The 20,217-nt window shown below is 77.0% G+C and carries 19 protein-coding genes; 11 read left to right on the top strand and 8 right to left on the bottom strand.

Going from position 1 to position 20,217, the window contains the following annotated elements:
- The first annotated feature begins 13 nt into the window (after positions 1–13).
- The 5 genes from H505_RS40465 to H505_RS40470 are packed head-to-tail and all read left to right on the top strand — an operon-like array spanning position 14 to position 5,058.
- Positions 14–490 (top strand): cupin domain-containing protein, encoded by a 477-nt coding sequence (locus tag H505_RS40465; protein WP_051300408.1) that lies wholly within the window; start codon positions 14–16, stop codon positions 488–490.
- The gene (locus H505_RS0107890) at positions 490–1,758 is read left to right on the top strand and encodes a beta-ketoacyl-[acyl-carrier-protein] synthase family protein (protein WP_034517042.1); all 1,269 of its coding nucleotides are present in this window, start codon (positions 490–492) and stop codon (positions 1,756–1,758) included. Before H505_RS40465 ends, H505_RS0107890 begins: the two co-directional genes overlap by 1 nt.
- Positions 1,755–3,026 (top strand): ketosynthase chain-length factor, encoded by a 1,272-nt coding sequence (locus H505_RS0107895; RefSeq protein ID WP_425248244.1) that lies wholly within the window; start codon positions 1,755–1,757, stop codon positions 3,024–3,026. Before H505_RS0107890 ends, H505_RS0107895 begins: the two co-directional genes overlap by 4 nt.
- Positions 3,023–3,376 (top strand): antibiotic biosynthesis monooxygenase family protein, encoded by a 354-nt coding sequence (locus H505_RS0107900; RefSeq protein ID WP_051300409.1) that lies wholly within the window; start codon positions 3,023–3,025, stop codon positions 3,374–3,376. Before H505_RS0107895 ends, H505_RS0107900 begins: the two co-directional genes overlap by 4 nt.
- Positions 3,373–5,058: an acetyl-CoA carboxylase carboxyl transferase subunit gene (locus tag H505_RS40470; RefSeq protein ID WP_034517045.1), complete on the top strand. Its 1,686-nt coding sequence runs from the start codon at positions 3,373–3,375 to the stop codon at positions 5,056–5,058. The genes H505_RS0107900 and H505_RS40470 overlap by 4 nt, the downstream gene beginning before the upstream one ends.
- A gap of 175 nt (positions 5,059–5,233) precedes the next feature.
- Here H505_RS40470 and H505_RS0107910 read toward each other — a convergent pair whose 3' ends face one another.
- The 6 genes from H505_RS0107910 to H505_RS0107935 are packed head-to-tail and all read right to left on the bottom strand — an operon-like array spanning position 5,234 to position 11,432.
- Complete coding sequence (locus H505_RS0107910; RefSeq protein ID WP_233617767.1) at positions 5,234–5,698, bottom strand: anthrone oxygenase family protein; 465 nt, start codon at positions 5,696–5,698, stop codon at positions 5,234–5,236.
- Positions 5,691–7,073 carry an acetyl-CoA carboxylase biotin carboxylase subunit gene (locus tag H505_RS0107915; RefSeq protein WP_034517046.1) on the bottom strand — a complete coding sequence of 461 codons (1,383 nt, stop codon included), beginning with the start codon at positions 7,071–7,073 and terminating at the stop codon, positions 5,691–5,693. The genes H505_RS0107910 and H505_RS0107915 overlap by 8 nt, the downstream gene beginning before the upstream one ends.
- Entirely contained in the window at positions 7,070–7,264 is a 195-nt protein-coding gene (locus H505_RS0107920; protein WP_125617853.1) for a DUF6059 family protein, read from the bottom strand. The genes H505_RS0107915 and H505_RS0107920 overlap by 4 nt, the downstream gene beginning before the upstream one ends.
- Positions 7,265–7,275: 11 nt before the next feature.
- Positions 7,276–8,349, bottom strand: a complete 1,074-nt coding sequence (locus H505_RS0107925; protein WP_026401557.1) for a glucose-1-phosphate thymidylyltransferase — start codon at positions 8,347–8,349, stop codon at positions 7,276–7,278.
- Positions 8,350–8,367: 18 nt separating this feature from the next.
- Positions 8,368–9,903 carry a peptide MFS transporter gene (locus tag H505_RS40475; protein ID WP_064743549.1) on the bottom strand — a complete coding sequence of 512 codons (1,536 nt, stop codon included), beginning with the start codon at positions 9,901–9,903 and terminating at the stop codon, positions 8,368–8,370.
- Positions 9,900–11,432 (bottom strand): FAD-dependent monooxygenase, encoded by a 1,533-nt coding sequence (locus H505_RS0107935; protein WP_034517048.1) that lies wholly within the window; start codon positions 11,430–11,432, stop codon positions 9,900–9,902. The genes H505_RS40475 and H505_RS0107935 overlap by 4 nt, the downstream gene beginning before the upstream one ends.
- 126 nt (positions 11,433–11,558) lie before the next feature.
- Here H505_RS0107935 and H505_RS0107940 point away from each other — a divergent pair, with 126 nt between their 5' ends.
- On the top strand, positions 11,559–11,993 hold the full coding sequence (locus H505_RS0107940) for a hypothetical protein (protein ID WP_026401559.1): 435 nt from the start codon (positions 11,559–11,561) through the stop codon (positions 11,991–11,993).
- 25 nt (positions 11,994–12,018) lie between these two features.
- Here the strand turns inward: H505_RS0107940 and H505_RS0107945 are convergent, their stop codons facing one another.
- A complete protein-coding gene (locus tag H505_RS0107945) occupies positions 12,019–12,942 on the bottom strand; it encodes an NAD(P)-dependent oxidoreductase (protein ID WP_084549972.1) in 924 nt (307 codons plus the stop codon).
- A gap of 127 nt (positions 12,943–13,069) precedes the next feature.
- On the opposite strand from H505_RS0107945, the gene H505_RS0107950 reads away from it, so the two are divergent.
- Genes H505_RS0107950 through H505_RS0107970 form a run of 5 tightly spaced genes read left to right on the top strand, consistent with a single transcriptional unit; the run spans position 13,070 to position 19,333 of the window.
- Positions 13,070–14,629 carry an FAD-dependent monooxygenase gene (locus H505_RS0107950; RefSeq protein ID WP_026401561.1) on the top strand — a complete coding sequence of 520 codons (1,560 nt, stop codon included), beginning with the start codon at positions 13,070–13,072 and terminating at the stop codon, positions 14,627–14,629.
- Between the two features lie 39 nt (positions 14,630–14,668).
- Positions 14,669–16,156 carry a sialidase family protein gene (locus H505_RS0107955; RefSeq protein WP_026401562.1) on the top strand — a complete coding sequence of 496 codons (1,488 nt, stop codon included), beginning with the start codon at positions 14,669–14,671 and terminating at the stop codon, positions 16,154–16,156.
- A gap of 50 nt (positions 16,157–16,206) precedes the next feature.
- Complete coding sequence (locus H505_RS0107960) at positions 16,207–16,920, top strand: N-acyl homoserine lactonase family protein (RefSeq protein WP_026401563.1); 714 nt, start codon at positions 16,207–16,209, stop codon at positions 16,918–16,920.
- 12 nt (positions 16,921–16,932) lie between these two features.
- Complete coding sequence (locus tag H505_RS0107965; protein ID WP_026401564.1) at positions 16,933–18,132, top strand: nucleotide disphospho-sugar-binding domain-containing protein; 1,200 nt, start codon at positions 16,933–16,935, stop codon at positions 18,130–18,132.
- A 13-nt stretch (positions 18,133–18,145) separates the two neighbouring features.
- Positions 18,146–19,333: a nucleotide disphospho-sugar-binding domain-containing protein gene (locus H505_RS0107970; protein WP_026401565.1), complete on the top strand. Its 1,188-nt coding sequence runs from the start codon at positions 18,146–18,148 to the stop codon at positions 19,331–19,333.
- A gap of 62 nt (positions 19,334–19,395) precedes the next feature.
- Here H505_RS0107970 and H505_RS0107975 read toward each other — a convergent pair whose 3' ends face one another.
- Entirely contained in the window at positions 19,396–20,202 is an 807-nt protein-coding gene (locus H505_RS0107975) for an SDR family NAD(P)-dependent oxidoreductase (RefSeq protein ID WP_026401566.1), read from the bottom strand.
- Positions 20,203–20,217: the final 15 nt, after the last annotated feature.

Raw genomic sequence — 20,217 nt, forward strand, 5'->3', positions numbered from 1 at the left:
CCAGGGAGACACCATGACGTCCAGCAAGGCGACCGAGCTCGCCCCCGCCCGGCCCGCCGCCGTCGAGCCGGCCGCCGCCGTCCGGCCCGTCTGCGCGCACGACGTCGCCGCGAACCGGCGGCGCGGCGGCGACATCCGGGTGCTGCTCAGCCCGAAGACCGTCGGCTCCACCTCCGGGTTCTTCGGCGTGCTGACGCTCGAACCGGGCGAGTTCGTGTCCGAGCACTACCACCCGTACTCGGAGGAGTTCCTGTACGTCGTCCGCGGCGAGCTGCTGATGCGGGTCGCGGACGAGCCGGTGCCGCTGCGGGCCGGCGACGCGCTGATGGTCCCGATCGGGGTGCGGCACCGGCTGGAGAACGCCGGGACGGAGCGGGCGGAGGTGGTGTTCCACCTGAGCCCGCTCGCGCCGCGGCCCGACCTCGGCCACGTCGACACCGAGCCGCTGCCGGCCCCGGACGAGTCCGGTCCGCAGGTGGGTGGGGCGTGATGGCGGACCGTCGGGTCGTGGTGACCGGCGTCGGGGTGGTGGCGCCCGGCGCGGTCGGCGCGAAGGCGTTCTGGGCGATGCTGACGGCGGGCCGCACGGCGACCCGCACGATCTCGCTGTTCGACGCCACCGGATACCGGTCGCGGATCGCCGCCGAGGTCGACTTCGACCCGGCCGCCGCCGGGCTGCGGCCCCGGGAGATCCGGCGGATGGACCGGGCCGGGCAGTTCGCGGTGGTGGCGGCGGAGGAGGCGCTCGCCGACTCCGGGCTCGCCGCCGGCGACCTGGTGCCCGAGCGCACCGGCGTCAGCATCGGCAGCGCGGTCGGCTGCACGATGGGCCTGGAGCAGGAGTACGTCGTGCTGAGCGACGGCGGCCGCGAGTGGCTCGTCGACCCCGAGTACGCCGTCCCGCACCTGTACGGCCACATGGTGCCGAGCACGCTGGCGGTCGAGGTGGCGTGGCGGGTCGGGGCGGAGGGGCCGGTGTCGCTGACCTCGACCGGCTGCACGTCCGGGCTGGACTCGGTCGGGCACGCGCTGCGGCTGGTGCAGGAGGGCGCGGCGGACGTCATGGTCGCGGGCGCCACCGACGCGCCGATCTCCCCGATCACCGTCGCGTGCTTCGACGCCATCAAGGCGACCTCGCCGCGCAACGACGACCCCGAGCACGCGTCCCGCCCGTTCGACCTGGACCGCAAGGGGTTCGTGCTCGGGGAGGGCGCGGCGGTGCTCGTCCTGGAGGAGGCGGGGCGCGCGGAGGCCCGCGGCGCGCACGTGTACGCCGAGCTCGCCGGGTTCGCCGCCCGCAGCAACGCCTTCCACATGACGGGCCTGAAGCCGGACGGGCGCGAGATGGCCGAGGCGATCCGGGTGGCGATGGACGAGGCGCGGCTCGACCCGTCCGACATCGACTACGTCAACGCCCACGGGTCGGGCACCAAGCAGAACGACCGGCACGAGACGGCGGCGTTCAAGCGGAGCCTCGGCGCCCGGGCCCACGAGGTGCCGGTCAGCTCGATCAAGTCGATGGTCGGGCACTCGCTCGGCGCGATCGGGTCGATCGAGGCGGCGGCGTGCGTGCTGGCGCTGGAGCACCAGGTGGTGCCGCCGACCGCGAACCTGGAGACCCGCGACCCCGAGTGCGACCTGGACTACGTGCCGAAGGAGGCGCGCGACCACCGCACCGGCGCGGTGCTGACGGTCGGCTCGGGATTCGGCGGTTTCCAGACCGCGATGGTGCTGACCCGCCCCGGGAGGGCGGCGTGACCGGGAACGGCGTGAACGGGAACGGCGGGAAGACGAACGGTACGGGCGCGCGCGACGCGGTCGTGACCGGGATCGGCGTCGTCGCGCCCAACGGGCTCGGCACGGACGCCTACTGGGACGCCACCCGGGCGGGACGCAGCGGCCTCGGCGTCCTCGCCCGGTTCGACCCGTCCCGCTACCCGGTGCGGGTGGCGGGCGAGGTGCCCGGCTTCTCCGCCGCCGAGCGCGTGCCGGGCCGGCTGATCCCGCAGACCGACCACTGGACGCACCTCGGGCTCGCGGCCGCCGAGATGGCGCTGGCCGACGCCGCCGCCGACCCCGCCGGCCTGCCCGAGTACGAGATGGCGGTGGTGACGGCCAGCTCGTCCGGCGGCACCGAGTTCGGCCAGCGCGAGATCGAGCGGCTCTGGTCGCGGGGGCCGCGCGCGGTCGGGGCCTACCAGTCGATCGCCTGGTTCTACGCGGCGACGACCGGCCAGATCTCGATCCGGCACGGGATGCGCGGGCCCTGCGGCGTCGTCGCGACCGAGCAGGCGGGCGGGCTGGACGCGCTCGCGCAGGCCCGGCGGCTGCTGCGCACCGGGACCCGGCTCGTCGTGACCGGCGGCACGGACGCGTCGCTGTGCCCGTACGGGCTGACGGCGCAGACGGCCACCGGGAAGCTCAGCACCGCGGACGATCCGGCCGCCGCCTACCGGCCCTTCGCCGCCGACGCGGCGGGCTACGCGCCCGGCGAGGGCGGCGCGATGTTCGTGCTGGAGGACGCCGCGCACGCCGCCGAGCGCGGCGTCGCCGGCTACGGCCGGATCACCGGGTACGCGGCCACGTTCGACCCGCCGCCCGGCTCGGGCCGCCCGCCCACCCTGGAGCGGGCGATCCGCGCGGCGCTCGACGACGCGGGCGCGGCGCCCGCCGAGGTGGACGCGGTGTTCGCCGACGCGGTCGCCGACCCCGAGCTCGACCGGGCCGAGGCCGCCGCGCTCGTCGCGGTGTTCGGCCCGGAGGGCGTCCCCGTCACCGCGCCGAAGACCCTCACCGGGCGGCTGTACGCGGGCGGCGCGTCGCTGGACGTCGCGACCGCCCTGCTGGCGCTGCGGGACGGGCTGGTGCCCGCGACGGCCGGGGACTACCCGTGCCCGTACCCGCTGGACCTCGTGCGCGGCGCGCCCCGCGCGCTGCCGCTGCGCCGCGCGCTCGTCGTGGCGCGCGGCCACGGCGGCTTCAACGCCGCCCTCGTCGTGGAGACGACCGAAGGAGAGAGCAGATGACCGTGCAGGCCGACGGGCGCCCCGCCGTGGCGTTCCGCGTGATGCTCCGGATGCAGATCAAGCCGGGCGTGGAGGCCGAGTTCGAGGACGTGTGGCGGTCGGTCGGCGACGTGATCACCGGCCATCCCGCCAACCTCGGGCAGTGGCTCATGCGGTCGGCGGAGGAGCCGGGGATCTACTACATCGTGAGCGACTGGGTGGACGAACCGCGCTTCCGCGAGTTCGAGCACAGCGACCAGCACGTGGAGCACCGGCAGAAGCTCCACCCGTACCGCAGCGGCGGGTCGATGACGACGATGCACGTCGTGCACCGGCTGCGCGGCGCCGCCGACCGGGAGGGCGCCGCGTGACCGTCGTCGACGTCCGCCGGAACTCCGCCGCCGCCACCGACTGGGTGCGCTGCGGGGCCTGCGGCACGCTGCTGTACGTCCGCCGGTTCGTCCGGAACCTGCGGGTCTGCTCCGAGTGCGGGCACCACGCCCGGCTCGGTGCGGCCGAGCGGATCGCGATGCTGCTCGACCCCGGCTCCGTCCGGCCGCTGCCGGCCGAGGCCGTCCCGTACGACCCGCTCGGCTTCGTCGACGTCCGGCCCTACCCGGAGCGGGTCCGCGACGCGCGCGAGCGGACCGGCGCCGACGAGGCGGTCCGGGCGGTGCGCGGCACGATCGAGGGCGCGCCCGTCGTCGCGGCCGTCATGGACTTCCCGTTCCTCGGCGGCAGCCTCGGCTCGGCCGCCGGGGAGCTGGTCACCCGGGCGGCCGAGACGGCGCTGGCCGAGCGCACCCCCCTCCTGCTGGTCACCGCGTCCGGCGGCGCCCGGATGCAGGAGGGCGCGCTGTCGCTGATGCAGATGGCCAAGACCAGCGCCGCCCTGGCCGCGCTGGACGAGGCCGGGGTGCTGACGGTCGCGGTGCTGACCGACCCCACCTACGGCGGGGTCGCCGCGTCGTTCGCGACGCTCGCGGACGTCCTGCTCGCCGAGCCGGGCTCCCGGATGGGGTTCGCCGGGCCGCGGGTCATCGAGCAGACGATCCGGCAGGAGCTCCCGGCCGACTTCCAGACCGCGGAGTTCCTCGCCGCGCACGGCGTCGTCGACCGGATCACCCCCCGCGCCGAACTGCGCCCCACGCTGGGGCGGCTGCTCGCGCTCGGCCGTCCCGGGGCGGCCCCGCGCCGGGCGGGCGGCGCGCCGGTGACCGACCCGGCGGCGCTGCCCGAGCGGGACCCGGCCGAAGCCGTCCGGGCCGCCCGGGACCTGGACCGGCCCACCACGCTCGACTACGCGTTCTCGCTGCTGGACGGCTTCCTCGAGCTGCACGGCGACCGGCTCCGCGCCGACTGCCCGGCGATCGTCGGCGGCGTCGGCACCCTGGACGGCGTCCCGATCATGCTGATCGGGCACCAGAAGGGGCGCACGCCCGCCGAGCTGTCCGCCCGCAACTTCGGGATGGCCGGGCCCGAGGGCTACCGGAAGGCGGCCCGGCTGATGCGGTTCGCCGCGAAGCTGGGCCTGCCGGTCGTGACGCTCGTCGACACCCCCGGCGCCTACCCCGGCATCGCCGCCGAGGAGAACGCGCAGGCGCTCGCCATCGCGGAGAACCTGCGGCTGATGGCGGGCCTGCCGGTCCCGGTCGTCGCGGTGGTGACGGGCGAGGGCGGCAGCGGCGGCGCGCTCGCGCTGGGCGTCGCCGACCGGGTGTACGCCCTCGCCGGCGCGGTGTACTCGGTGATCAGCCCGGAGGGGTGCGCGGCGATCCTGTGGAACGACGCGGGACGGGGACCGGAGGCCGCCCGCGCGCTGCGGATCGGCGCCCCGGACCTGCTGCGGCTGGGGATCGTGGACGGCTGCGTGCCGGAGCCGCCCGGCGGAGCGCAGGCCGACCCGGCGGGCGCCGCCGAGCGGCTGCGCCGTGTGCTGCTGGACGCGCTGGCGGACCTGCACGGCGTCCCGTCCGGCGACCTGGTGCGCGGGCGCCGCGCCCGCTTCCGCGCCTTCGGCCGCGAGGCCGTCCGCGACGTTCCGGCGGAGTAGCCCGGCGACGCCCGCCGGCATGCCGGCCCCGGACCGCCCCCGCTCCGCCTTCGGAGCGGGGGCGGTCCGGGCTTTTCGGCGGGACGGTCCGCGGCTCGCCGGCGGGGGCGGATGGCGTAAGCCCCCGCTCCGGGTGCCGGAGCGGGGGCGGCAGGGGGGCGGCGGGCGGCGGCGCTCAGGTGACGACGGCGAGGCCGGCGGACGCGAAGCCGAGCACGGCGAACGCGGTGCGCACCAGGTGGAACCGCCGCCAGCGGGGCCGCGGGTCGAACCAGTCGGGGCCGACGCCGCGCGCCGGGTCCAGCGCCTTGACCGCGCGGTTCAGCGGCACGTTCAGCAGGTGCGACACGGCGGCGGTGCCGAGCATCAGCGCGGCGGCGATCCCCGACAGCACCCGGTCGGCGGCGCCGTCGGCGACCGCGACCAGCGCGAGGTGCCCCGCGGTCGCGGTGAGCACGATGATCGGCATCGTCGGATCCCAGTTGCGGCCGAGCAGCTTGTGCGTCTCGATGTAGCGCTCCGGGGGGAGCGCGGCGAGCGCCGGGACGACGCTCACCGCCACCGCGAACAGCACCCCCGCCGCCACGCCCGTGCACAGCAGCGCCACCAGCGCCACGCCCTCGCCCAGCACGTCACCCACGACCGTCCTCCCCGCTCGTGATCTCGTCCACCAGGCCGGTGGAGTGCGAGCCGTCCCGGAACCGGGGATGGTCCAGGACGCCGCGCAGGAACGACCCGGTCGTGCGGACACCGGGCCCCGACACGCGCAGCTCGTCCAGCGCCCGCCGCATCCGGGCGATCGCCGTGCCGCGGTCCGGCGCCCAGACGACGACCTTGGCCAGCAGCGGGTCGTACTCGGCGGCGACGGACGCGCCGGGGAACACGTGCGCGTCCACGCGCGTGAACGGGCCGCCCGGCAGGACGAGCTCGTCCAGCCGCCCCGGCGTCGGCCGGAAGCCGGCCGCGGGGTCCTCGGCGTTGATCCGGCACTCGATCGACACCCCGGACGGCGCCACGTCCTCCTGCTTCATCGACAGCGGCAGGCCGGCGGCGACGCGGAGCTGCTCGCGGACGACGTCCACGCCCGTCACCATCTCGGTCACCGGGTGCTCCACCTGGATCCGGCAGTTGATCTCCATGAAGTGGAACGCGCCGTCGGCGTCGAGCAGGAACTCGAACGTCGCCGCGCCCGCGTAGCCGATCTCCCGCGCGCCGCGCACGGCCGCGGCGCACAGCTCCTCGGCGGCGGCCGGGTCGAGCCGCGGCGCGGGCGTTTCCTCCACGAGCTTCTGGTAGCGGCGCTGCACCGAGCAGTCCCGGGCGCCGAGGTGGACGACGCCGCCGTGCTCGTCCGCGAGGATCTGCACCTCGATGTGCCGCGCCGGGTCCACGTAGCGCTCCACGTACACCCGCGAGTCGCCGAACACCGAGTGCGCCTGGGCGCGGGCCTCGCTGTAGGCGCGCATGAACGCGCCCGGCCCGTCCACCACCCGCATGCCGCGCCCGCCGCCGCCCGCCGTCGCCTTGATGATGACGGGGTAGCCGATGCCGTCGGCGACGGCCTTGGCCTGCGCGGCGCCGTCCAGCGTGCCGGTGCTGCCGCCCAGGACCGGCAGCCCGGCCTCCGCCATGATCGCGCGGGCGGCGGACTTGTCGCCGAGCCGCGCCATCAGCGCGGGCGGCGGCCCGACGAAGGCGAAGCCGTTCGCGTCGCAGATCTCGGCGAAGTCCGGGTCCTCCGACAGGAAGCCGTAGCCGGGGTGGATCGCCTCCGCGCCCGTCGCCGCCGCGGCCTCCACGATCGCGGGCACGTTCAGGTAGCTGGCCCGCGCCGGGGACGGCCCGATGTGCACCGCCTCGTCGGCGAACCGGACCACGGCCGAGTCGCGGTCGGCCGTGGAGTACACCGCGATCGTCCGGATGCCCATCTCCCTGCAGGTCCGCGCGACCCGCAGCGCGATCTCGCCCCGGTTGGCGATGAGCACGCTGCGGAACGGGACGTCCGGCCCGCTCATCGCACCCACTCCCGGTGCCACCCGGCGTCGCCGGCGACGAGCCGTTCGGGATGGCCGGCGGGCGGCTCGTCCAGCAGGGGCGCCGCGGCGGCGCGGTCCGGCGGCAGCCAGCCGTGCGCGACGGTGACGCACGCGAGGCCCTCGAACCAGCGCCGGACGCCCAGCCCGAGGACCGTGCCGAGTTCCTTCACCCCGCACCCCTTCACCGCACGCCTCCGATCTGCAGCCTGCTGTGGTCGCCCACCACGACGCGGTTCGCCGTGTGCGCGCCGCGCGGGCGCCCCATCGTGGTCTCCCGGCCGAGCAGCGAGCCGTGCAGCCCGCGGACGCCGTCCACGGTCGAGCCGTCCAGCAGGATCGAGAAGTCCAGCGACGAGTCGGTGACCCGGCAGTCGGCGCCGACGGAGGTGAACGGGCCGACGTAGGTCCCCGACAGGCGGCTGCCCCGGCCGATGACCACCGGGCCGACGATCCGGCAGCCGCTCACCTCGGCGTCCTCCGCGACGACGACCCGGCCGATGATCTCGCTCGTCGAGTCGACCTTGCCGCGCACGTCTGGGGCGATGCCCTCCAGGACGGCGCGGTTGCACTCCAGCAGGTCCTCGACGCGTCCGGTGTCCTTCCAGTAGCCGTCGAACCGGTGCGACGCGATCGGCCGCCCCCGCGACAGGAGCCACTGGATCGCGTCGGTGATCTCCAGCTCGCCGCGGTCGCTCGGCTCAATCGCGCGCACCGCCTCGTGGATCTCCGGCGAGAACACGTACACGCCGATGAGCGCGAGGTCGCTGCGCGGCTCGGCGGGCTTCTCCGCCAGCGCGATGACGCGCCCCGACCGGTCCACCTCCGCGACGCCGTAGTGCTCCGGGTCGGGCACCGGCGCCAGCAGGATCTGCGCGGCGGGCCGGGCGCGGCCGAACGCCCCGACGATGCCGGCGACGCCGTCCAGGATGACGTTGTCGCCGAGGTACATGACGAAGTCGTCGTCCCCGAGGAAGTCCGAGGCGATCAGCACGCAGTGCGCGAGCCCCAGCGGCGCGTCCTGCGGGATGAAGGTGAGGTCGAGGCCGAGCCCGTCCTCCGCGTCCAGCGCGGCCCGGATCTCGGCGCCGCGGTCGCCGACGATGACGCCGACCTCCTCGACCCCCGCGTCCCGCAGGGCCTCCAGCCCGTGGAACAGCACGGGCCGCCCGCCCACGGGGACGAGCTGCTTGGGCATGCTGTGGGTGAGGGGACGCAACCGCGACCCCGTGCCCCCGGCGAGTACCAGAGCCTTCACGTTGTTCCCATCCCTTGCTCAGTCGGTGATCAGCGGGCCGGTCGTGCGCGGCCCGGCCGCCGGACCGGCCGTCCGGTCGGCGGGCGCCGGCGCGGTCGGCGCCGGCGCGGCGTAGGCGAGGCGGCGGGCGGCCGACCCGGCGCAGACCGCGAGCAGGACGGCCACGGCCAGCGCGAGCGCGCCCAGCGCCGCGAAGTACAGGGCGGGGGACACGGACTCGGAGACGCGCGCGGTGGAGCTGCCGAGGCCCATCCCCATCGCGCAGAACAGCCACCACAGCCCGAGCATCTGCACGCGGAACGCCGGCGGGGCGGCGTCGGCGGCGGCGCTCAGCCCGACCGGGCCGAGCACCAGCTCGCCGCAGGCGTGCAGGAACAGCACGGCCAGCAGCCACAGCGGGGACGCCTTCCCCGTTCCGGCGGCGAGCGCCGCGCCCGCCATGACGACGAAGCTGGCGCCCGACAGCGCCATCCCCGCCACGAACTTGCCGCGCACCCCGAACCGGGGCCCCAGCCGCAGGAACACCACCGCGGTGACCGGCGCCACGAGCAGCACGAACAGCGGCGTCGCGGACTGGAACCAGCTCGCCGGTACCGTCCAGCCGAGGACGTCCCGGTCGGTGGACCGCTCGGCGAACAGGTTCAGCACCGACCCGGACTGGCCCACCAGCATCCAGAACACGGCCGCGGCGAGGAACAGCCACCCGAACGCGCGGACGCGGGCGCGGTCCGCGGCGGTCAGCCCGGGACGGCGCAGCATCCCGGTGTACGCCGCCGGCGCCGCCAGGATGATCACCAGCCCGATCGGGACGATCAGATGGTCGGGGACGAACGTCCCCGCGGCGACGTCGACGGCGAGCAGCGCCGCCGCCGCACCGGCGACCGTCCCCGCCACCAGCCCGGCCCGCCGCAGCTCGGCGGGCGCCGCGCGGCGGGCGGGCCGGTCGCCGACGTCACCGAAGTGGCGGCGCCCGGCCGCGTACTGCGCGACGCCGAACGCCATCCCGACGCCGGCCGCGGCGAACCCCAGGTGCCAGTTCACCGTCTCGCCGAGGAACCCGACGAGCAGCGGCGCGGCGAGCGCGCTGACCTGGATGCTCATGTAGAAGACCGAGAACGCGGCCTCCCGCTCGACGGACCGGCCCGCGTCGAAGAAGCGGCCGAGCAGCGCGCTCATGTTCGGCTTGAGCAGCCCGGTGCCCGCCGCGATCAGCAGCAGCCCCGCGTACGCGGCGGGACGCGCGGGCAGCGCCATCGCGAAGTGCCCGCACATGATCCCGAGGCCGCCCCACAGCACGGCGCGGCGCTCCCCGAGCACCCGGTCGCCCAGCCAGCCGCCGGGCATCGCCAGCACGAACACGCCGCCGATGTAGACGCCGAACAGCGCCGCGGCCGTCGGCCCGTCCAGCCCCAGCCCGCCCTCGGCGGCCGGCGCCGCCGCCCACAGCACGAGGATCGCCTGCATGCCGTAGAAGCTGAACCGCTCCCACATGTCGGTGAGGAACAGCGTGCGGTACCAGGGGCCGTGCCCGGTGAAGGCGGCCCGGACGCTCATCGCGCCGCCCCCGGGACGGGCGCCGCGAGCGCCCCGCGGAGCGCGCCGGCGAGCGCGCCCGGATCGTCCGGCCCGGTCGCCGCCCGCCACGCGACGACGCCGTCCGGGCGGACGAGCACCGCGCCGTCGCGCGCGACGCCGTGCGCCGCGCACCAGGCGTCGTCGCCGCCGTAGGCGTCGACGCCGATGCCCGCGTCCGCCGCCGCGGCCGCGGCGGCGCGCCCCCACCCGTCCCCGGCGGGGCCGTGGCCGAGCACGAAGCGGGTGCCGTACCGGTGGATCGTGGACGTCCCGCCGGGCAGGACGACGTGCGGCGCGCGCCGCCCCGGCGTCCCGTCCGGCTCGGGGCCGAACACGACGTTCTCGTCCGGCTCCAGGTCCGGGTCCGGGGGCGGGGCGTCGCCGCCGCCGACGAACCGGGGCCGGTCCCGCGACCGCAGCACGGCCTGCCGCATCGCGTGGTCGGCGGCGGGGCGGCGCTCGGCGTCGTAGCCGTCCAGCAGCGCGGGGCCGGCGTCGCCGCGGGCGACGGCCGCGAGCCGCCAGGCGAGGGCGTGCGCGTCCTGCACCCCCACGTTCGCGCCGAACGCGCCGGACGGCGGCATCACGTGCGCGGCGTCGCCGACGAGGAACGCGCGCCCGGCGGCGAACGCGTCCGCGACGCGGCCCGCCGACACCCACGGCAGGACCCCGTCGACGCGCACGGGCAGGTCCGGCACGCCGGCCGCCGCGCGGACGAGGGCGGCGCACTCGTCCGGTCCGGGGAGGGAGGCGTCGTCGGCGTCGCGCAGGACGTGCAGCATCCACCGGTCGGTGTTGTTGACCGGCAGCAGCGCCGACCGGGTGCCGGTGCCCGTCGTGTAGCACATGATGAACCGGCGGCCGTCCAGCGGCCCGGTCAGGTCGGCGGTGAAGGCGATGTTCACGAACCGGGCGAGGGCCCCGGGGCCGTGCGTCCCGATGCCGAGGCGCTCCCGGATCCCGCCGCCCGCGCCGTCCGCGGCGACGAGGCGGTCGGCGGCCACCGCGGCGGTCCGCCCGGACGCCGTGTCGCGGACCGTCGCGACCACCCCGCCGTCCGTCTCGGTGTGGCCGACGTACTCCGTCCCGAAGCGGTGGGCGGCGCCGAGCTCGACGGCCCGGTCGCGCAGCAGCGGCTCCAGCTCGTCCTGGTGGACCATGCACCAGGACTCGGGGGACAGGCCGGCCGGGTCCCGGACGCCGCGGAAGTACGGCTCGGCCAGCTCGCCGAGCCGCCGCCCGGCCAGCGTCTCGACCGCGACGATCCCGTGGTTGCCGGCCAGCGCGCGGGCCGACTCCGCGTCCCGGACGCGGTCGGCGATCCCGAGCAGCCGCAGCAGCTCCATCGTGCGGGGGTTCACCCCGCGCGCCCGGGGGTGCGGAGACGGCCCGGAGCGCCGCTCCACCAGCAGGGCGGGCACGCCGAGCCGGGCCAGGAAGGCCGACATGGCCAGCCCGACGAGACCGCCGCCGACGATCAGTACCGAGGTGCGTTCCTGCGCGTCCATGCCGAGGATGCTGGGCGGCGGGCCTCGACGCCCGGTCGAGGAACGATCGGCTCCGCCGTTCTCGACCGATCCTCGACCGCCCCGTGCGAGGATCGTCGTCCACCGACCGTGAGCCGAGGAGAGCACATGCGCGAGGCGGTACGCCTGTTCCCGTGGAAGATGTCCGCCCTGTGCGCGGCGGCCGTCACCGTGGGATGGCTGGTGCTGTCGCTGTCCGGCGGGGACTTCCGGGGGATCCTCGTGGCGAGCCCGCTCTGCATCGGGATCATGGTGTTCTTCCTGCTCGGCGGGCTGGTGATGGTGCTCCGCGAGGACGGCGGGAACACCGCCGCCCAGGACACGGTCCGCCGGCTCGCGCCCGTCCTCGCCATCGTCCCGGCGCTGCTGATCGCCGTGCTGGTGTTCGCCGCGCGCCGCGCGTGCGCGCTCGCCTGGGGGATGGACGAGACCGCCGCGGGCTCCGCCGTGGACGGCGCGGCGCGCGGCGCGATCGGCTACGTCGTCCTCGTCGGGTCGGCGCTCGCCGCCCGGTACGACGCCCGCAAGAAGGCCCGCGGCTGACGTCCCCGCCCGCCGCCGGGCCCGGTCAGCCGGGCAGCTCGACGATGGCGGCGGCGTCCTGGTCGGCGCGGCCCGTCTCCGCCGCCGACCGGTACCGGTCGGCGGCGCGGGCCGTCACCGGCATCGGCGTCCCGCCGCCCGCGCCGACGTCCAGCGCCAGCCGCAGGTCCTTGGCCATCAGCGCGGTGCGGAACGCGGCGGGCGCGTACTCGCGGGACCGCATGAACCCGGCGCGGAAGTCGAGGGTCGGGGCGCTGAAGCCGCTGCCGGTGAGCGCGTCGAGGAGCTCCGCGCGGGGCAGGCCCGCGCCCTCGGCCATCGTCACCGCCTCGGCCAGCGCGGCGACCTGCACGCCGAGCAGCACGTTGAACGCCAGCTTCAGCACGCACGCGCTCCCGGTCGCGCCCAGGTGCCGGACCTCCCGGCCGAACGCGGCGAGGACGTCCCCGGCGGCCTCGGCGTCGGCCGGGTCGCCCGCCGTGAACACCCGCAGCTTCCCGGCCCGGGCCATCAGCGGGTTCCCGACGACGCACGCCTCCACCCGGCGCACCCCGAGGGCGGCGAGGCGGTCCGCGGCGTCCCGCGAGTAGGCGGGCGACACGGTCGAGGTGTCCACGAGCAGCGCGCCGGGCCGCAGCCGCCCCACGAGCGCCCCGAACACGACCTCCTCGACCGCGGCCTCGTCGGCGAGGCTGACCACGACGACGGCCGCGCCGTCCACCGCGTCCCCGGCCGTCGCGGCGGCGGCGGCGCCCGCCGCCGTCAGCGGCTCCGCGCGGCTCGCCGTCCGGTTGTGGACCGTGAGCGGGAAGCCCGCCTCGAGCAGCGCGTGCGCCATCCCCGAGCCCATGCCGCCCAGCCCGACGAACGCCACCGCCCGCCGCTCCGCGCCCGTCCCCGCGCCCGTCTCGGTCGCCGCCCCCGTGCCGGTCTCCGTGTTCGCGTGCATCCCGCCGCCTCCTCGGTGTCGGTCTCCGGCGCCGATGCTGGGCGGCGGGGCTTGAAGGCGGGTCGAGGACCGCTCGCCCCAGCCGCCCTCGACCGGGTCTCGATCCGCCGTTCCTAGCGTCCCGGGCATGACCGACGCAGCGACCGCCGTGCTCATCGTGGGCGCGGGCCCCGCGGGCCTGACCGCCGCCCTGGAACTGACCCGGCGCGGGGTGCCGTGCCGCGTGGTGGACCGGACGCCCCGGCCGGCCGCCGCGACCGGCTGCTACATGCTGTGGCCCCGCACCCTGGGCGTCCTGCACCGGGCGGGCGCGCCGGTCGGCGAGCTGGCGCGGTCCGCCGTGACCCTGCGCCGCAAGGTGTTCCACCTCGGCGGGGAGTCCTTCGCGCACTCCATGGCCGACGAGGACGGCCGCTGGCCGCTGCCGCTGACCCTGCCGCAGCCGGTCACCGAGGACGTCCTGACCCGGGCGCTCGCCGCGCGCGGCGTCCCGGTGGAGCGCCCGGTGCTCGCCGCGTCCGTCCGCCAGGACGCGGACGGCGCCGACGTCGAGCTCCGGCGCCCCGGCGGCGTCGAGCGGGTCCGCGTCCGGTGGGTCGTGCTCGCGCAGGGCGCGGCGGACGACGGGCTGCGCACCGCCCTCGGCTTCGGCTGGTCGGGCGAGGCGGTCCCCGGCGTCCGCATGTTCCACCTGGACGTCGACCTCGGCGGCGTCCTCCCGCTGCCGCCCGAGGAGGAGCACATCTTCCTCGCCGACCACCGCAACATCGGGTTCGTCCCGCTGCCGGACGGCCGCCACCGCCTCTTCACCATGGAGCCCGACCCCGACCCCGCCGACTGGTCGGCGCCGGACTGGTCCGCGCTGGCCGACACGGTCCGCGCGGTCACCGGGATGACCGGCGATCCCCGGTACACGGGGCCGGTCTGGCGGTCCCGTCCCGCGCGCGGCCTCGCCGGGCGGTTCCGCTCCGGCCGCTGCTTCGTCGTCGGCGAGACCGCCAAGACCGTCCCCATGCCCGTGCACGGGTTCAACGGCGGCGTGCAGGACGCCCACGACCTCGCCTGGAAGCTCGCCGACGTCGAACGCGGCGTCACCGGCGAGGCGGTGCTCGACTCCTACGACCACGAGCGCCGCGCCGTCGCCCGCGCCACCATCGAGCACGCGTCCCGCATCCTCGCCTACGGCACCCACCCGGACGCCGAGGCGCTGCACGGCCCCCGCGTCCGCACCGCCACCCACGACGTCCGCACCCAGCCGCCCGTCCGCTACCCGGCGGGGGAGCTGTGCCGCGACGCCGCCGACCTGCCCGGCCCCGCCGCCGGGGAGCGGCTCCCGGACCCGCCCGTGCGCGGCCCGGACGGCGCCGGGGCGCCGCTGTCGGAGACGCTCGGCGCCGACTGGGCGCTCGTCGCGCTCACCGGGCTCGCCGGCCTGGACGGCCCCGGCACCGACACCGTCCGGGTGCGCGCCCTCGCCGACGCCTACCCGGAGCTGCGGACCTGGCTGCTGACCCCCGGCGAGCCCCGCCCCGGCGAGACCGCCGACCCGGACGGCGCCCTGCACCGCGCCGTCGACGCGGACGAACCCCGGCTGTACGTCGTCCGCCCGGACGGCCACATCGGGTTCCGCGGCCCGCTGCACGACCTGACCGCGCTGCGCGGCTACCTCGGCCGCGTCTTCGCCTGACCGCCCCGCCCCCCGCGCCCGAGAGCTAGGAGCCGCCCCGTGTCCCGAACCCGATCCCGCACCGGCCGCGCCGGTGCGGCCGCCACCGTCGCCGCCGCGCTGGCCGGGGCGCTCGTCGCCGCGCCGCCCGCGGCGGCCGCCGGCCCCGGGGGGTCGCCCGAGCGGCGCCTCGACGGGCCGAGCCCGTTCGCCGACTGCACCGCCGACGCGTCCCCCGGCGACACCTTCACCCTGCACGCCGAATCGGAGTCGCACCTCGCCGTCGACCCGCGCCGCCCGTGGCGGCGGGCCGTCGCCTACCGGCAGGACCTGTGGGCGAGCGGCAGCTCGCGCGGCATCGTCGTCGCGTCCACCGCCGACGGCGGCCGCACCTGGCGGCGCACCGTGCTGCCCGGCGTCGGCGCCTGCGCGGGCGGCGCCAACGGCCGCGCCACCAACCCGTGGGTGGCGTTCGGGCCGAGCGGCGTCCTGTACGCGACGGTCAGCGCCACCGGGCAGGACGCGACGGGCGTCGTCGTCAGCCGGTCGTGGAACGGCGGCCGCACCTGGAGCGACCCCGTCACCCTCACGAACGACCCGCGCCCCCGCTACTTCAACGACAAGTCGACCGTCACCGTCGACCCCCGCGACCCGCGCCGCGTGTACGCCGTGTGGAACCGCCGGGACGTCGACGGCGGCACCCACGACCTGCTGCTGGCCGTCAGCGACGACGGCGGGCGCACGTTCGCCGAGCCGCGCTCGATCCACCGTCCGCAGACGCCCGGCGCGGGCACCTTCGGCGGGCAGGTCGTGGTGCTGCCCGACGGCCGCCTCGTCACGGTGTTCCTGGAGAACGAGCACCCGGTGGGCGGCGGCCCGCACCCCGGCGACCTGCCCGAACGGGTCCGGGTGCTGCGCTCGGCCGACCGCGGCGCGACGTGGAGCGCCCCCGTCACCGTCGCCGACGTCGAGATGAACACGCCGATCCTGCCCGACCACCCGCCGTACGTCCCGATGATGGCGCCCGGCTCCGTCCCCGACATCGCCGTGGACGGCCGCACCGGCAAGGTCTACGTCGTGTGGGGCGAGGCGGGGCTGTCGCGGAGCCTCAGCGCGGTCGGCCTGTCCGCGTCCGAGGACGGCGGCGCCACCTGGACGCCGCGCCGCAAGGCGAACCTCACGCCGGACTCGGACGAGTACGGCTCCGGGCAGGCGTTCCTGCCGCAGGTCGACGTCGCGGCGGACGGCACCGTCGGGGTCAGCTACTACGACTTCCGCGGCAACACTCCCGAGGCGGGCGCGCCCGCCGCGGTGTGGCTCGCGACCTGCCGCGCCGGCGACTGCGCCGCCGCCGGGAAGTGGACCGAACGGCGGCTCGCCGCACCGGCCGACCTGGCCGCGGCGCCGTACTGGTTCGGCGGCCCCTACATCGGCACCTACACCGGGCTCGCGCACGCCGGACGCGGGTTCGTCGCCGCGCTCGTCACCGGCGGCGCCCCCGGCGACCCCACCCGCGTCGTCGTGACCCGGCCGCACCGGGCCCGCTGACACCAGCACCGCACCTCGTCCGCGAGGAGCCGAATCCGCGAGGAGCCGACATGCGCCTGTACCTGTTTCGCACCGGGACGCTCGTGGCCACCGGGGCCCCGATCGCCTGCTACCTGATCCAGACCGACGACGGCGTGAACGTCCTCGTCGACACCGGCTACCCCCGGGCGCGCGCCGGCCGGTACGCGCCCGGGTCCCCGGAGCCCATCCGCGTCGAGGCCGGCGAGGACGTCGTGTCCCGGCTGGCCGAGGTCGGGCTCGCGCCGCAGGACGTCCACATGGTCGTCTGCTCGCACCTGGACCCCGACCACGCCGGCAACCACGACGCGTTCCCGGACGCCGAGTTCGTCATCCAGCGCGAGCACCACGAGCTGGCGCTGTCGGGGACGGTGCCCAGGCTGGAGATGACGCGCTCCGCCTGGGACCGCCCGGAGCTGAAGTACCGCCGCGTCCAGGGCGACACCGAGCTGCTGGCCGGGATCGACCTGCTGGAGACGTCCGGGCACATCGCCGGTCACCAGTCGCTGCTGGTGCGGCTGCCCGACACCGGGCCCGTGCTGCTCGCGGTGGACGCGATCCCCGAGCGGGCCGCCCGCAACGCCGAGACCCGGCCGATGTACCCGTTCGACGTGGACGAGCCCGCGACCCGCGCCGCCACCGCGCGGCTGATGGACCTGGCCGAGGCGACGGGCGCGCTCGTGGTGCACGGGCACTGCGCCGAGCAGTGGCCCGAGCTGACGACCGGGCCCGCCTACTACTCCTAGAGGGGACGACAGATGCGCGTACTGTTCGTGACGGTCCCGTGGCCGACGAACTTCCATGTCCTGGCGCCGCTCGCGTGGGCGCTGCGCGGCGCGGGCCACGAGGTGCGGATCGCGTCCGGTCCCGGGCTGACCGACGCCGTGGGCCGGTCCGGGCACCAGATCGTCGAGTGCGGGCCGGACGGCGACGTCGCGCCGCTGTTCGCCGAGCGGGTCGGGCCGATGTACGACATCGACTGGAGCGACCGCGACCCGGCGGCGGCCGAGGCGGACGCGGAGGCGGTCGTCGGCGTCTTCGCCGGCATCGCCGACCGGATGGCGGACGACCTCGTGGCGTTCGCCCGGTCGTGGCGCCCCGACCTCGTCGTGCACGAGCCGACGGCCGCGGCGGGCGCGCTGGTCGCGGCGGTGCTCGGCGTCCCGTCCGTCCGGCACCTGTGGGGGCCGGACGTCACCGCGCCCGTCGAGCACCTGCACCGGCGGCTGCTCACCCCGCTGTGGGAGCGGTTCGGGCTGACCGAGGTGGACCTCGGCGGGGAGCTGACGCTCGACCCGGGCCCGGCGTCGCTGCGGGAGGCGGGCACGCCCGACCACCGGCCCGTCCGGTACGTCCCGTTCAACGGCCCCGGCGAGATCCCGCGCTGGCTCGACGCCCCGGCCGCCCGGCCCCGGGTGCTCGTCACCTGGGGCACCGCGATGTCCCGGATGGGCCGCCCCGACGCGTTCTGGCTGCGCGAGGCCGTCGCTTCGGTCGCGGCGGAGCTCGCCGGGGACGACCTGGAGGTGCTCGTCGCGCGCGCCGCGGACCAGGCGGAGCTGCTCGGCCCGGTCCCGGACGGGGTGCGGGAGCTGGAGCAGGTGCCGCTGCACGCGATCCTGCCGACCTGCGCGGCGGTCGTCCACCACGGCGGCAGCGGGAGCACGCTGGGCGCGGTCGCTGCGGGCGTGCCGCAGCTCGTCGTCGCGCTCTCGCCCGACCAGGTGCGCAACGCGCTGCGGATCGAGGCGAGCGGCGCCGGGCTGATGCTGCTGCCGCGCGACGGCGGCGCCGCGGCCGTCCGCGCCGGGACCGGGCCGCTGGTACGGCGGCTGCTGGCCGACCCGTCGTTCGGCGCGGCGGCGGCGCGGCTCCGCGCCGAGCTGGCCGCGCAGCCCGCCCCCTGGGAGATCGTCGCCGACCTGGAGCGGCTCGCGCAGCGGGCCGTGCCCGCCTGAGGAGGACCCCGCCATGCGCATCCTGTTCACCAGCTGGGCCTGGACCACGCACTTCTACCCGATGGTCCCGCTCGCCTGGGCCGCCCGGGTCGCCGGGCACGACGTCCGCTTCGCGGCGCCGTCCGACCTGGTGCCGTCGATCACGGCGTCCGGGCTGCCCGCCGTCACCGCGGGGGAGGACTTCGACATCGTCGGGGACTTCCAGGAGCGGATCGTCACCGTGATGGACTACGAGAACGACCACGCGCGCGGCGAGGCCGAACTGGCCGAGCGGCACGCCGCGCGCAGCCGCGCCGTCATGGAGCACTACACCGCGATCGCCGCCGCGATGACGCCCGGCCTGCTCGACTACGCCCGCGCGTGGCGCCCGGACGCGGTCGTGTACGACCCGCTCGCGTGGGCGGGCGTCCTGGTGGCGGACGACCTGGGCGTCCCGGCGGTGCGGAGCCTGTTCGGGCCCGACCTGTCGGCCGCGATCCGGCCCGAGCACACCGACGTCCTGGACCCGCTGCTGGAGTCGCTCGGGCTGGACCGGCCGGCGTCCACGCTCGGCGACCTGACCGTCGACCCGTGCCCGCCGTACGTCCAGATCGACGCGCCGGTGCGGCGGCAGCACATCCGGTTCGTGCCCTACAACGCGCTGCCGGTCGTCCCGCCGGCGGCGCACGAGCCCGGCCGGTCCGGGCGCCCCCGGGTCTGCCTGACCTGGGGGACCACCACCGACCGGATGGTGGGGGAGACGGCGTTCCTGCCGCCGAACGTGCTCGAGGCGATGCTGTCGCTGGACGCCGAGCTGGTCATCGCGATCGCGGCCCGCCAGGAGCACCTGCTGCCGGACCTGCCGCCGGAGGTGACGATCGCGAAGTCCGTCCCGCTGGACGTGCTGCTGCCCACCTGCGACCTGGTGGTGCAGCGCGGCGGCTCCGGGACGAGCCACACCGCCGCCCTGTACGGGGTGCCGCAGCTCATCCTCCCGCTGATGCCCGACACGCTCCTCACGGCGCGCACGTTCTGCTCGTCCGGCGCGGGCGTTTTCCTCCGCCCGGACGAAGCCGACGCGGAAACAATTCGGGAAAACGCGGCGCGCATTCTTGAGCCCGATTCGTCGTTCCGCCGGCAGGCCCGCGCGCTCGCCGACGACATGGAGCGGCTGCCGCGCATGCCGGACGCGGTGCGGGCGCTGGAGGAACTGGCGGCCTGACGCGAGAGCGCTCGTCCCGCCCGGCCGCGGCCGGGCGGGACGACGTCATGCGCGGGGTGATGTCATGCGCGGGGTTCGGCGAGCGCCCGCGCGGTACGGCGTCCCCAGGTGCTGTAGCGGCGCCGCCGGACGAGGGCGGGCGCGAGCCGGGCGAGCCGGGCGCGGGCCCGGTAGTCGAGCCCGGGAACGTGGACCGGGCGCCCGGCGGCCACCGCCGCCAGCCCCTCCCGGACCACGTCGTCGGCCTCCAGCACCCGGCCGATCCGCTTGCCCCGGTGCCCGGAGGCGTCGTGGACGCCAGTGCGGACGGCGCCCGGGCACAGCGCCGTCACGTGCACGCCCAGCCAGGTCACCTCGCCGTGCACCGACTCGCTGAACGCGACGAGGAACGCCTTGCTGGCCCCGTAGGCCGCGCCGCCGGGCGCGGGCGCGAACGCGCCGGTCGAGGCCACGTTCAGCACCCCGCCGCCGCCGCGCGCCGCCATCGGGCCGACCGCGGCGCGGGTCAGCCGCACCGCCGCCGTCACGTTCAGCGCGACGAGCGCGTCCAGCGCCGCCGGGTCCTGGTGCGGGAGCGGGCCGATGCCGCCGACGATCCCGGCGCAGTTCACCAGCAGGTCGACCGGGCGTGCGGGGTCGCCCAGCCGGGCCTCGACGGCGGCCAGCCCGGACGGGTCCGCCAGATCGGCCGGCAGGGGCTCGGCGGTGACGCCGTGCGCGGCGCAGAGCCCGTCCGCCAGCTCCGTCAGCGCGTCCGCGCGCCGCGCCACCAGGACCGGCGAGGTGCCGCCGGCGGCGAGCGCGCGGGCGAAGGCGGCGCCCAGCCCGCCCGACGCCCCGGTGATGAGTGCGGTCCTGTAGCGAGTCACCCGAGAAACATAACC

The organism is Actinomadura rifamycini DSM 43936, assembly GCF_000425065.1.
Classification (GTDB): Bacteria; Actinomycetota; Actinomycetes; order Streptosporangiales; family Streptosporangiaceae; genus Spirillospora; species Spirillospora rifamycini.

Bases quoted from the DNA above. Each gene is read 5' to 3' on its own strand.
- H505_RS0107950 (WP_026401561.1), top strand. From the start codon at position 13,070: ATGACCGACGCAGCGACCGCCGTGCTCATCGTGGGCGCGGGCCCCGCG.
- H505_RS0107960 (WP_026401563.1), top strand. From the start codon at position 16,207: ATGCGCCTGTACCTGTTTCGCACCGGGACGCTCGTGGCCACCGGGGCC.
- H505_RS40465 (WP_051300408.1), top strand. From the start codon at position 14: ATGACGTCCAGCAAGGCGACCGAGCTCGCCCCCGCCCGGCCCGCCGCC.
- H505_RS0107965 (WP_026401564.1), top strand. From the start codon at position 16,933: ATGCGCGTACTGTTCGTGACGGTCCCGTGGCCGACGAACTTCCATGTC.
- H505_RS0107945 (WP_084549972.1), bottom strand. From the start codon at position 12,942: ATGCACGCGAACACGGAGACCGGCACGGGGGCGGCGACCGAGACGGGC.
- H505_RS0107970 (WP_026401565.1), top strand. From the start codon at position 18,146: ATGCGCATCCTGTTCACCAGCTGGGCCTGGACCACGCACTTCTACCCG.
- H505_RS0107915 (WP_034517046.1), bottom strand. From the start codon at position 7,073: ATGAGCGGGCCGGACGTCCCGTTCCGCAGCGTGCTCATCGCCAACCGG.
- H505_RS0107900 (WP_051300409.1), top strand. From the start codon at position 3,023: ATGACCGTGCAGGCCGACGGGCGCCCCGCCGTGGCGTTCCGCGTGATG.
- H505_RS0107940 (WP_026401559.1), top strand. From the start codon at position 11,559: ATGCGCGAGGCGGTACGCCTGTTCCCGTGGAAGATGTCCGCCCTGTGC.
- H505_RS0107890 (WP_034517042.1), top strand. From the start codon at position 490: ATGGCGGACCGTCGGGTCGTGGTGACCGGCGTCGGGGTGGTGGCGCCC.
- H505_RS40475 (WP_064743549.1), bottom strand. From the start codon at position 9,903: ATGAGCGTCCGGGCCGCCTTCACCGGGCACGGCCCCTGGTACCGCACG.
- H505_RS0107935 (WP_034517048.1), bottom strand. From the start codon at position 11,432: ATGGACGCGCAGGAACGCACCTCGGTACTGATCGTCGGCGGCGGTCTC.